The organism is Pseudoflavonifractor sp. An184 (assembly GCF_002160305.1).
Classification (GTDB): Bacteria; Bacillota; Clostridia; order Oscillospirales; family Oscillospiraceae; genus Lawsonibacter; species Lawsonibacter pullicola.
Genome location: NZ_NFKI01000014.1, coordinates 57,103 through 69,135, shown reverse-complemented (window position 1 = coordinate 69,135; position 12,033 = coordinate 57,103). Strand labels below are relative to the sequence as shown.

Below are 12,033 nucleotides of genomic sequence, written 5' to 3'. Positions count from 1 at the left end.
AGCCACAGGAGCGGCAGCCACGGGGGCGGCCACAGGGGCGGCGGCAACGGGGGCAGCGGCGCCGGTCTTCTCTACGGTGACGCTGTAAACCTTGCCATTCACGGTGACATTGTAGTTCATAGTTGTTTTTCCCCTTTTCTGAATAATATGGCAAGTCATCCAGACCCCGTCCCGGACCCGGATGCGTTTTGCCCGGGTCCTCCGCTTGAATTGAATCCTTCAAGCGGAGGACCGCATTTGGTTTATTGTAGCATTTATGCAAGATATCTGTCAAGAAGCTGAGCCGGGAAATTCCGGCGCAGGCCGCAAACTCTTACAGCACGTCGGCAAACGCCTGGATGGCGGTGCTGGCCTGGCCGAAGTCCCGCATCTGCTGGTCCACGCCCAGCTTGATGTGGGGGATGCCGGCGTCGTCCAGAGCTTTCTTCAGGTAGGGATACTCCATCTCCTCGGGGTCGCAGAACTGCTGCATGAACAGCACCAGGCCCTGAGCGCCGGAGTCCTTCACCATCTGCACCACGAAGTCGCCGCGGCGGTTCTGGTTGGAGTGCTCATCGTACAGGAGCACGTCGTAGTCCTGGTCGGCAAACTGCTGGGCCAGGGCCATCATGGGATCGCCCTCCTCGCTGGCGTCCACCCGGAAGGAGCGGCTCTCCTGGGCCACGTCGTCGGCGGCAATGGCAATCTTGTTGTCGTCGAAGATCTGCAGCAGCTTGGGGTTGTCGCAGATGATGCCGGAGGTGACGATCTTGCAGCCCTTCCAGTCGGCGGCGGGCAGCTTCGAGAGCTCCTCGTTGAGCGCCTCCAGCTTCTCGGCGTACACATCGGGCTCCATGAACCAGGCGGCGCGGAGCACGGCGGAGCGCTTCACGGCGGAGATCACGTCGCAGTGCTCGCTGGCCAGCTTCACGAAGGCGCGGCGGGCGGCGCGGTTGCGGTTCATCACCTTGATGGCGGCGCGCAGGTCGTCGTCGGTGATGGTCTTGCCGGCGATCTTCTCCAGCTCGCCCTTCACATGCATGTACTGGTCCACGGTGAACTGCAGGCCGAAGGCGGGCTTACGGTTCTGGGGGTGAGCCAGGAAGATGCAGGGCAGCTTGCCCTCCATGGCCACACGGTAGTTCTGGCTCATGGGGCGCAGGGTGTCGCAGATGGTGGGGGTGATGATGCCGTCCAGCTGATCCAGGGTGCCGTCCAGCAGCATCTCCAGGGCCAGCTGGCCGATGGTGCAGTAGAAAGTGGCGCAGTACTCCTTGGCCAGGGCGATGGTCTTCTTGTTGCTGCCCCAGATGCCCATGGGCACCATGCCGGCGGCTACCACCAGCTCCACAGGGGCGTAGTAGGGCAGAACGCCGATGACCTTCTTCCCCTCCTGCTTATACTGGGAGAGGACCCGATGGGGGTGCTCGGAATACTCTTTAAACTCGTTCAGCAAAACCTCGGTGCTCATTTCGCCTCGGCCTCCTTCTTCGCTTGATTGGCCTCCATGGCCTCCACCAGACCCTGGACACGGGTCGCATACTGGGCCTCGTTGAAGTTCCGGGGATCGGCCTGGTCGCCGTCGAAGCCGGCGCAGGGCACGCCCAGATCCTTGGTAAAGCGGCGCTGCATCTCGGCCATATAGCCGGACCAGGGCTTGCAGGAGCGGTTGTAGTGGACCAGCACGCCGTCCACCTTGTTGTCCCGGCAGATGCCCTCACGCCAATCCACGCCCTGCTCGATACACACGGAGTTGGGGGCCTTGTAGTAGGCGCGGGCCATCTCGTCCATGTTGTTGTACACGAAGCCGAAGGCGGGGGCGTACACCACGGCGGTGACGTTGACCCCGTGCTCCTTCAGGGGCTTGAACAGGTTGGGCAGCTTGGGCCAGCAGGGGATGCCCTCGAACATGACGCGGTACTTCTCGGGGAAGGGCGTGGTGCTCTTGCCCTCCTTGACAGCCTCGGCCAGGTCCTTCTCCAGCAGCTCGAAGGCCTCGGCGGCCTCCACCTTGCCGCGGGCGGTCACCACGTCGGCCATGTGGTTGAACAGATCGAAGCCGCTGTAAGGAGCGGGCTTGTACTGCAGGTAGTCGCACACCCGCAGCCAGGCCTTGGCGGTGCGGTTGGCGTTCTCACAGGCGTGCTCGAACTTCTTCTCGTCGAACTTCTTGCCGGTGAGCTCCTCCAGCTGGTGGATGGCCGCGTCGAACTGAGCGCGGACATAGGCCACGTTGGTGTCGTGGACGTCCACGGTGTTGTTGTAGGGGATGTCGATCATGATCAGGGGGATGTTGCGCATCCGGCAGATGTTCTCATACCACTTGGTCATGCAGTTGCAGATGTTGTTGCAGCACAGCACGAAGTCGGGCTGGGGCATGCGCATCTGACGGTAGGGCTTGATGGCCTCACGGCGGAAGTTCTTGTAGGCGATCTCCTTCTCGGTGGTCTCCGGCAGGGCCTCGATCTCATAGATGTCATCCAGCACGGTGTAGGGCTGCATGGTCTTGGGGTCCTTCTTGGGCTTGCCGGTCTCGGGGTCGATGACCACCTTGCCGTTCTCGTCCTTCAGGGGCTTGCCGCTGTTGGGGTCGATGATGTACTCCAGGGTCTCGGGGTCGAACTTCCGGGACGCGCGCTTGCCGGCGGCATAGGCCAGGCTGATGCGGGCGTAGCCGCAGATGTCGTTATCAAAGCCCAGATCCTCGGCGGCCTTGCACATGATCTCGCCGTCGCGGTTGGCGGCGATGCCGGCGGCCTGGTTCTCGGGGTACATGACGTTCAGGTCGAAGGCCTCGGCCAGCTCACAGGGGAACTTGGAGCTGGACCAGCCCACCAGCTTTCCTTCCGCATGGGCCTTCCGGGCGTCGGCGTAGACGTCCTCCACGACTTTGCGCAGAGCCTTTACGCCAGGGCTAACTTCTTTTGCCATAGTAAATCTCCTCCCTACTTGATAGGCAGTATCAATTCCTCACGCGCACCCGGGGGTTAATCCTTGTGCGCTCTCTTATAACGGTCGTAGGCAAACAGGGCCGCCCCCAGGGCCCCGTTGTACTGGGTCAGAGGCGAGGTGTGGATGGTCCGGCCCAGCTCCTCCTCCAGCGCCTTGACCACGCCGGTGTTCTGGGCCACGCCGCCGGTCATCACCACCAGCTCCTTGGCGCCCACACGGTGGGCCAGGCCGGCCACGCGGCTGGCCACGGAGTGGTGGATGCCGTTGATGATGTCCCGCTTGTCGGAGCCCTGAGCCAGCTGGCTGATGACCTCGCTCTCGGCGAAGACGGTGCAGGTAGAGCTGATGGCCAGATTCTTGGTGGACTGGGCGCCCAGCTCCCCCAGCTCCTCCACCTTCACCTCCAGCACCCGGGCCATCACGTCCAGGAACCGGCCGGTGCCGGCGGCGCACTTGTCGTTCATGACAAAGTTGGTCATCACGCCGTTCTCAATCTGGAGGACCTTCACGTCCTGGCCCCCGATGTCGATGACGGTGTGCACGTCGGGGAACAGGAAGCTGGCCCCCTTGGCGTGGCAGCTGAGCTCGCTCATCTGATAGTCCGCGATCCCCTCCAGGGAGTTGCGGCCGTAGCCGGTGGCCAGGGTGAAGGCCATATCCTCCTCCTTCATGCCGGCGTTCTCCAGCACCTGGGAGATGGCCCGCTGGGGGCCGCTGGTGCCGGCGCCCACGGCGATCAGGGACTTGCTGATGATCTCCTTGCCGTCGGCCAGGATCACGCACTTGGAGGCGGTAGACCCGATGTCAATTCCTAACGTATAAATACTCATTCGTTCTGATTCTCCACACATGAAATTTGGTCGGGCGCCGGCCGTCTCAGGCACGGGCGTCCTCCATGGACCGCCCTGACTCTCTCCGGCCCCCGGGGGCGCGCTTCCGCCCCCGGGAACCGGTCACATCTGAAATGCTTACTTCTTGAAGGTGTCGAAATCCTTGATGGTCCGAGGCAGCAGCATCTGATGGAAGGGGCAGATGCTCTCGGGGTTCTGATAGCAGGAGTCGGTGAAGGCCACGATGTAGTTGCGCATCATGGGCAGATCCACCACCTCGTCCACCAGACCGGCCTGAGCGCAGAACAGCGGCTTGGACTTCACGTCGTAGTCGTCGATCAGGGCGTTCATCTTGTCGATGGTGGGCTGCAGGTCCTTGCCCGCCTTCTGGTCCTTGGCCAGACGGCTGGTGTACATGGCGTTGGCGGCGGTCTTGCCGTTCATGACGTTGATCTCGGTGGCCGCAGTGCCCAGGGAGAAGGCGTTGTTGTCGTTGCCCTGGGGGCCGCCCAGCACGTAGTGGGCGGCGGCGGTGCCGCGGCGCAGGGTGATCTCCATCATGGGCAGGTTGCTGTTCTGGATGGAGTAGATCAGGGACTGGCCCAGGCCCAGCAGCTCGGCGACCTCGGCGTCGTCGCCCACGTCGATGCCGGTGGTATCCTGAATCCACACCATGGGGATGCGGTCACGGGCGCACAGGGTGACGAACTCGTTCATCTTGATCAGGCCCTGGCGGTACAGCTTGCCGCCGGCGCCCATGGCCTGGCCGTACTTCTCCATCTTGTACTCGGGGTAGTTGGGGAACACGCCCTGCTGGTTGGCCACCACGCCCACCAGAAGGCCGTCCACCTTGGCCAGGCCGGTGATCATCTCGGGGCCGTAGCCCTTCTTGTACTCCATGAACTGGCTGCCGTCGAACAGGCGGCCCAGGACGGAGTACATGTCATAGGGACGGTTCTTGTTGTTCAGCACCAGGTCGTACAGCTCCACATCGGACATGAGGGGAGACTGGGGGGTGTCTACGCGGAAGAACTCCAGGTCATAGCTGGGCAGCATGTCCACGTACTTCTTGATGCCCTCGATGACGCCCTCCTGGGTCTGATAGACCTCGCGGAAGAAGCCGGTGACGCCGTAGTGGATGGACACAGATCCGGGAGGATCGGCGCGTAAACCCTTGGTGGCCTCGATCTGGGCCAGAGCGGTCTCCATATCCACATGGGGCTTGGGGTTCATGCCGCCCACGATGCCGGCGCCGCCCACGGCCATGTTGGCCTTCTCATGGGCGATCAGCACGGTGGGGCTGATGGAGTGGTAGCCGCCGCCGGCGGGGTTGGTGCCGTGGATGCCCACGATGACGGGGATGCCCATCTGGTTGAGCTCGGAGTTGCGGTAGAAGGGGGTGCCGCCGCCCCGGCGGTTGGGGTACACCAGCTCCTGCTGATCCAGCTCCACGCCGGCGCACTCCAGCAGGTAGATCAGGGGGATGCGCAGCCGCTTGGCGGTGTCGCTGCCCCGGAGCAGGTTGTCGGCCTGGCCGGGCACCCAGGTGCCGGCGTGCTTCTTGTTATCGGAAGCGATGATGACGCACCACTTGCCGTTGACGCGGCCCAGGCCCTTGATGATGGAGGTGGTGCCGGTCTTGTTCTTGTTGGGGTTATACAGGCTGTTCAGGGGGCACCAGGTGCCGGGGTCCACCAGCAGGGTGACCCGCTGCATGGCGGTGAGCTGGCCGCGGGCGTTCATGGCCTCGTCGGCCTTGCCGTTCTCCAGGCCCTTCACGATCTGGGCGTGGATGTCCTCCTCAATGGCCTTGAGTTCCGCCACGTTCTCGGGGTTGGCACGGACGGCCTTGCCCACGGTGGGCATGTTCTGGAAGTAGCGGGGCATAGAATAGTTACCCAATGTCGTTTCCTCCTAATTCAAAGTAGTAAGTCAAAAGAGACTGTCAATTACTCCTTCGGCACCTTGATGAAGGCCTGGCCGGGGTCGATCTCCTCGCGGATGAGCTTGATGATGTCGGGACCGGGGCCCTCCATCAGCTGGGCGCGGGACAGGTCGATCTCGAAGCCGGTGTTCTCCTGAACCATCTCGGGGGAGGAGAACGGATAGTAGTAAGCCAGGTACATCCGCTTGGTCTCCTCGTCGAACTTCATGATGCCCAGGTCGGTGACCACCATCTGGGGGCCGCGGTTGCCGGGCAGGCCGGCGCGCTCACGGCCGCCGGGGCCGTCCATCCAGCCGCAGGAGGTGATGTAGTCGATCTTCTCCATGAAGCGGCGCTTCTGGTGCTGCATCATGATGATGGTGTTGCAGTAGGTGGCGATGCCGTTGGCGCCGCCGGAGCCGGTGAACCGGGTCTGGGGCTTCACATAGTCGCCCTTGCCGTAGATGCAGGTGGAGTTCACGTTTCCGTAGGGGTCGATCTGAGCGCCGCCGATGAAGGCCACCAGGCGGTCCTCGTTGTGCAGCCACTCGTTGGCCTCAAAGCCCACGAAGCGCACGTTGGGCCACTGCACGGCGCAGTGGGCCATGAAGCGGTTGTCGCCCACGGAGCGGGGCACCTCCACGGGGGAGCAGTCCATCAGGCCGCTCTCCACGATGGGGTGGCAGGAGGGGCACACGGCCCGCTTGGCCAGGGAGGCGCCGATCAGGGGAAGGCCGGTGCCCACGATGACGATCTGATTCTCCTTGATGTTCTTGGCAATGGCGTAAGCCTGCATTTCCTGTTTGGTGTACTTGGTGTAATCAGACATTGTAATGTACCTCCCAACTCTTAGTGTCTGGTGGAATAACCCAGGTGGGGCTCGTTCTTCAGCCGCATCAGGCGGGAACCGCCGATCTTATCCAGCAGCTCGTCGTTGTCCTTCACGCTGTAAACCCACTTGTCCAGATAGTCCTTGAAGGTCTCGGGGATGGCGGCGCCGGCCTTGGCGTCCTCGGCGGCCTTGCGGGCCTTGGCGGCGGCGTCGGCCAGCTTGGCGTCCTCGGGCTTGGCGGCGGCGGCCTTCTCGGCCTTGACCGCGGCCTTCTCCAGCTGGACCTTGGCATCCTCGGCGTCCTGATACTTGGAGGCCTTGTCGTACTCCTTCAGGGCGTGGGAGTCGTTGTCGTAGTAGTTGTAGCACTGAGAGGGCCAGGCACCGTAGGGGCAGTGGACCACGGCGTTGACGCACTCGCCGAACACCTTGGTCAGGGTGGGATCGCGGCGGATGTACTCGTCGCTCACCAGCTCCTCGCAGGTGACGATGACCTTGCGGGCGGCCACGGCGATGTCCACGTCGTGGAACTCGTCGCCCTCGATGATGCAGGTGCCGTCGGGAGAGGCCTTCTGCACGTGGATGACGGCGGTGTCCAGCTTGGGCACGGGGACGGCGATGACCTTCTGGCCGGGCTCAAAGGGGTTCTCGATCTCCACACACTTCAGGTCGTCCACCTTGTCCAGAGCCTTGCGCTGCTCCTCGCTGATGCCCCAGTACTTAACCAGGCCGGAGCCCTGCATCAGGCGCACGGGCAGGAAGGGCAGGCCCAGGGAGGCGGCGTGCAGCTGAAGCATGAGCACGTCCTGGGAGTAGTCCTCATAGGTCAGCTCGCCCTTCTCGATGGCGGCGCGGAAGCGGCGGGACACGTTGGTGTAGCCGGAGTTGGCGGTGTAGCAGTTGATGTACGCCTTCACCCGGCCCTCGCCGATGAGCATGTCCCAGTCGCCGCCGGCAGGGCCGGCCCAGACGGTGAAGTCCTTCTGGCCCTGGCGCAGGATCTCGCCCACCACGGCGTAGGGCTTCCGGTTGGTCGTGAAGCCGCCGAAGGAGATGCAGTCTCCGTCCTCGACGAATTTCGCGACCGCGTCGTGCAAGGTGTATACTTTGTTCATAGATAAAACCCCCATTACACTTATAGTTTTTGATGTACGGTGTTGGTTTCTGCGGACCGCCCCGCGGTCCAGAGTGATACGCGCGGTTCATCAGGGTCTAGTGTAGCACAAGATATGCAAGCGGTCTTTGGGGAACTTGGCAAAAAGTTTGCATATCTTCGCTTCCTGTGCTATAATATCACAGCCGACAAATCAGAGCAAGTCTTTTCCAGCTTTTTTGCCTGAATTGTACAATTTACCCATCGGAGGCCACCGGGTATGACCCAAATCGACTTTCACCTGCAGCTGAACCACAATGACAACTGGAGCATGAGCCGGCTGCATTTTCACGACTACTGTGAATTTTTCCTTCCCCTCACCAGTCCCGGCAACATTTTTGTCAACGATCAGGTCTATCCCCTGCGCCGGGGCACCCTCTATCTCATCGGGGAAAACACCCTCCACCGCACCATCGCCACCGGCTTTCACGCCCGCTATGTGCTCCACATCAGCCGGAAGGCCCTGTCCGCCCTGTCCACCCCCCAGACCGACTTCAGCCGGATGGCCCAGTCCGCCTTTCTCCGGGCGGACATGACCAACGACCAGATGATCTCCCTCATCGAGCGCTTCCAGGCCCTGGAGCGCAACAAGAACGACGGCTCCTTCGGCAGCGACGTCCACCAGGCCATCGCCCTGCTGGACCTGCTTCTCCAGGTGGCCCCCATCCTGGACGCCGCCTCCGCCGGGGACGCCGTCCGCAGCAAGGACTTCCTGCGGGTCGCCCCCATTCTGGACTACATCCGCGACCACCTGTCCGAGCCCCTCACCCTGGACCTGATCGCCGGGCAGTTCTATCTCAGCAAGCACTACCTGTGCCGGATCTTCAAATCGGCCACCGGCTTCTCCGTGATGGAGTACATTATATACAGCCGGGTGCTCAAGGCCCGCCAGCTGCTGAAGGAGGGGGTCAGCGTCCAGCAGGCGGGGGAGCTGTCCGGCTTCTCCGACAACTCCCACTTTATCCGCACCTTCGGCCACCTCACCGGCACCTCCCCCGGCCGATACGCCCGGGAGCACCAGGGGAGCGACGCCGCTCCCATCCTGGGCGGCAGCCTGAAGGAATAACCCACCAATACGTCAATATGTGCAAAAATGCCGTTACTTTTACGCCGCACAGCGGCGCAAAAGTCCGCGCTTCGCTTGCCGGGCGCCTTGCTGTGCAAGGCGCCCGGGGCATTTGATCCCATTCGAGGCGGGCTGCCGCCCCCTCGAGCTCCCCCGCCCAGATCCAGACGGATTTTGTTCCGCACAGGGTTTTTGAGATGCTGGCGCGGTTATTGGATTTTCTCCTCCGGCTGCTCCGGCGCAGAGGGCTCCGGCTCCTCCAGAGCCACCCCCTGCTCGGTCAGCCGGCGGCGCACGTCCCGCTTGATGAGGGCGTACACCACCGAGGCCACCGGCACGCTCAGGAGCACGCCCAGCAGGCCGAACAGCCCGCCGCCCACGGTCACCGCCGCCAGCACCCAGATGCCCGGCAGGCCGATGGAGGTGCCCACCACCCGGGGATAGATCACATTGCCCTCGATCTGCTGGAGCACCGCCAGGAAGATCAGGAAGATCAGGGCCCGCACCGGGTTGACCATCACCAGCAGGAAGGCGGACAGGATCGCGCCAATATAGGCCCCCGCCACCGGGATCAGGGCGGACACCCCGATGATGACCCCGATGAGGGCGGCGTAATCCGGCTGAATGAACAGAGTGCCCAGGGCGCACAGCCCGCCCAGGATGCAGGCCTCGATGAGCTGGCCGGAGACAAAGCTGGAGAAGATGTCGGCGGTGAGCTGGATCACATCGCTCACCCGGTCCGCCCACCGCTCCGGCAGATAGGCCCGCAGCAGCCGGCGGCCCTGGCTGAGCAGCTTCTCCTTCCCAGCCAGCATATAGATGGAAAATACCACCGCCAGCACCAGGGTCACAAACATGGAGATGATGTTCCCCGTCACCATCACCACCTGGGTGGCCGCATTGGACACGCTGGTCAGCACGCCGTTCAGGAACTCCCGCAGATACTGGTTCAGGCTGGACAGGTCCAGGTCCACCGCCTCCCAGTCCAGATAGTCCGCCGCCTGGTTCAGCAGGGTCTGGAGGTTGGCAATATACCCCCCCAGGCTCCCGGCCAGCATCCGGATGCTCTCCACCACCTGGGGCAGCACAAAGGAGAACAGGGCCACAATGACCGCGATGAGGGCCAGATAGGAGGTGAGCACCGCCAGGGGCCTCCCCAGCTTTTTCCACCGCTTCCCCAGATTGCGCTCATAGTGCCGGCAGAAGAAGGCGCAGGGCCGGTTCAGAATAAAGGCGATGGCAAACCCGATGAACAGCGGGCGGCAGCCGGACAGGATCTGTCCCAGCAGCCCGAAGATCCAGTCGCTGCGCATCAGGCCCAGCACCAGCAGAACAGTATAGGTGATGATCAGCAGAACGCTCCGCATCCATTGTTTCGGCATTTTGCGGCTCCCTCCTGGTCCGGCGGCGTTCCGCTCTCCCGGACGCGCCTTGTTTCCAAAATCGTTATCACTATACCATGCCCGCCTTCCGCCGTCAACATACCGCCCCCGCGTATCTTCCCGGCCGCGGACATAAAAAATCCCCGGCCGCGTGTCCGCGGCCGGGGCCCCAAGAGGGTGATGCCTGTCCCTTTGGGTGTCTGGTGGCCAGAGAGATTTCCAAAAGCCTGAGGTGTGGGGAAGAAAGCAGGGAGGTGTGAGGAGGGGGCTTTTTGTTCTCTCGTCTCTAACCACCCATAGATTAGCATATGCTAACTAATTTGTCAACCCCAAATCGAAATTTTTTTGAACCTGCATGCCGACCCTCTGAACCGCCCCTCAGGTTTTCCGGCTGTGGAGGGAATCCCCCGCTTTCCCTGGGAACGGCCCTATTTCTGAAGGTTCTCTTAACATTTCCTTAGCATTCGTGAAAACTACTTGTTTTCATTTCCCTCCCATGCTACCCTTCGGATGCAGGCGCATCCCATGCGCCGAATCCCTAAAAGGAGGACCTATCTCTATGAACCGTCCCTTCAAATCCGGTCTGCTGATCGCTGTCGGCCTGACCGCCGTTTTAGCCCTCTCCAGCTGCTCCATGCTGCGCCAATACCTGCCCGGCGGCCACGACCAGTCCGCGCAGTCCTCACAGTCCAACCCGGACGCCTCCAGCAGCCAGAAGAGCGAGGAGTACACCCTTCAGGGAACCCTGAACCAGATTGACACCGACTTGAAGTACCTGGTTCTCATCTCGGACGACCTGTACTTCCGCTTTGATTTCTCCGAATCTGACGCGGACCTGTCCGACCTGGCCCCCGGCGACTCGATCACTGTCACCTATACCGGCCCCCTGGAGCCGGACAGCGAGGACGTCACCGCCCAGCTGGTATCCGTCACCAAGGACGCCTGATTCAAACCGATCCAGTCTGACAGTCCCATAAGGAAAACCGGCGCCCGGCTCTGTGCCGGGCGCCGGTATTTTTATTTTAATGGGTCAGGAGGCCTTGGGGACGGCGGGAACCGGCCGCCCGGCGGGCAGGAAGCCCTCAAAGATCACCAGACAGCCCTCCCGCTCCACCTGCTCCATGGTCTGCCGGCTCTGCACCGTCCAGCAGAACACGGGCAGCCGGTGGAGCCGCCGGCACAGCCACACCGCCGGAAGCATGCGGTGGGCCCAGTGGAAGGAGATAAAGTCCGGGCGGGTGAGGAAATTGGACAGCAGGTTGGTCATGGCGAAGGCCTGCCAGCCCTTCAGCTCCCCCCGGTGCCGCCAGAAGTTCTGGGACAGCTGTCCCCGGCAGATGTCCGGGCGGTGGCGCTTGAGCCAGAAGATCACCCCGGGGTGGAAGGACTCGATGCAGTAGTCCACCTGGCAGCGGTCCAGCACGGCCACCGCCTTCTTCACCAGCTCCCGCACGTCGAAGTAGTCCGCCTTCAGCTCCACCAGCAGAGGGGGTCCGCCCTGGAACAGCCGGGCCGCCTCCTCCAGGGCCGGAATGGTCTCCTGGGTGCCCTCCAGCCGGCAGCGCTTCAGCTCCTCCATGGTCAGGTCGGACACCTCCGCGTCCACCCCGGCGGTGCGCTTCAGGCTCTTATCGTGGATCACCGCCAGCTGCCCGTCCTTCGTCAGGTGGACGTCCAGCTCCACTCCATACCCCAGCTCTCGGGCCCTGCGGAAGGCCGCCATGGAGTTCTCCGGGACGCCCAGCTCCCGGTTATGGAGCCCCCGGTGGGCGTACTGCACACTGCGGAACACGCCCCACTTGGGGTGGTTCCGCCGCCCTTCCGTCGCCAGCGCCCAAAAGGTTCCGCCCAGCACCGGCGTCAGCGCAAACGCCAGCAGCACCCAAAGCCACACCATGCCCTCACTCCTTTTTCA

General features: G+C 62.8%; 10 protein-coding genes and 1 pseudogene. 2 read left to right on the top strand and 9 right to left on the bottom strand.

The window, feature by feature from the left end:
* The 7 genes and pseudogenes from B5F19_RS17920 to B5F19_RS06860 form a co-directional block, all read right to left on the bottom strand.
* Window positions 1-120: pseudogene (locus B5F19_RS17920) on the bottom strand (acetyl-CoA carboxylase biotin carboxyl carrier protein subunit); the annotation flags it as partial.
* Between the two features lie 193 nt (window positions 121-313).
* Window positions 314-1,450 (bottom strand): (R)-2-hydroxyglutaryl-CoA dehydratase subunit beta, encoded by a 1,137-nt coding sequence (gene hgdB / locus B5F19_RS06885; RefSeq protein ID WP_087289277.1) that lies wholly within the window; start codon window positions 1,448-1,450, stop codon window positions 314-316.
* Window positions 1,447-2,910 (bottom strand): (R)-2-hydroxyglutaryl-CoA dehydratase subunit alpha, encoded by a 1,464-nt coding sequence (gene hgdA / locus B5F19_RS06880; protein ID WP_087289275.1) that lies wholly within the window; start codon window positions 2,908-2,910, stop codon window positions 1,447-1,449. The genes hgdB and hgdA overlap by 4 nt, the downstream gene beginning before the upstream one ends.
* A gap of 56 nt (window positions 2,911-2,966) precedes the next feature.
* The gene (gene hgdC, locus B5F19_RS06875) at window positions 2,967-3,761 is read right to left on the bottom strand and encodes a (R)-2-hydroxyglutaryl-CoA dehydratase activase HgdC (RefSeq protein ID WP_087289273.1); all 795 of its coding nucleotides are present in this window, start codon (window positions 3,759-3,761) and stop codon (window positions 2,967-2,969) included.
* 138 nt (window positions 3,762-3,899) lie between these two features.
* Entirely contained in the window at window positions 3,900-5,648 is a 1,749-nt protein-coding gene (locus B5F19_RS06870; protein WP_343219421.1) for a carboxyl transferase domain-containing protein, read from the bottom strand.
* Window positions 5,649-5,710: 62 nt separating this feature from the next.
* Window positions 5,711-6,514, bottom strand: coding sequence for a glutaconate CoA-transferase subunit B (gene gctB / locus B5F19_RS06865; RefSeq protein ID WP_087289269.1), 804 nt, complete (start codon window positions 6,512-6,514; stop codon window positions 5,711-5,713).
* Window positions 6,515-6,534: 20 nt separating this feature from the next.
* Window positions 6,535-7,632, bottom strand: coding sequence for a CoA-transferase (locus B5F19_RS06860; protein ID WP_087289268.1), 1,098 nt, complete (start codon window positions 7,630-7,632; stop codon window positions 6,535-6,537).
* A 258-nt stretch (window positions 7,633-7,890) separates the two neighbouring features.
* Here B5F19_RS06860 and B5F19_RS06855 point away from each other — a divergent pair, with 258 nt between their 5' ends.
* Window positions 7,891-8,736 (top strand): AraC family transcriptional regulator, encoded by an 846-nt coding sequence (locus B5F19_RS06855; protein ID WP_087289267.1) that lies wholly within the window; start codon window positions 7,891-7,893, stop codon window positions 8,734-8,736.
* Window positions 8,737-8,945: 209 nt separating this feature from the next.
* Here B5F19_RS06855 and B5F19_RS06850 read toward each other — a convergent pair whose 3' ends face one another.
* Entirely contained in the window at window positions 8,946-10,118 is a 1,173-nt protein-coding gene (locus B5F19_RS06850; protein ID WP_087289265.1) for an AI-2E family transporter, read from the bottom strand.
* A 559-nt stretch (window positions 10,119-10,677) separates the two neighbouring features.
* On the opposite strand from B5F19_RS06850, the gene B5F19_RS06845 reads away from it, so the two are divergent.
* Complete coding sequence (locus tag B5F19_RS06845) at window positions 10,678-11,064, top strand: hypothetical protein (protein WP_087289263.1); 387 nt, start codon at window positions 10,678-10,680, stop codon at window positions 11,062-11,064.
* A gap of 84 nt (window positions 11,065-11,148) precedes the next feature.
* On the opposite strand, the gene B5F19_RS06840 is transcribed toward B5F19_RS06845, so the two are convergent.
* The gene (locus tag B5F19_RS06840; protein WP_087289261.1) at window positions 11,149-12,015 is read right to left on the bottom strand and encodes a glycerophosphodiester phosphodiesterase family protein; all 867 of its coding nucleotides are present in this window, start codon (window positions 12,013-12,015) and stop codon (window positions 11,149-11,151) included.
* Window positions 12,016-12,033: the final 18 nt, after the last annotated feature.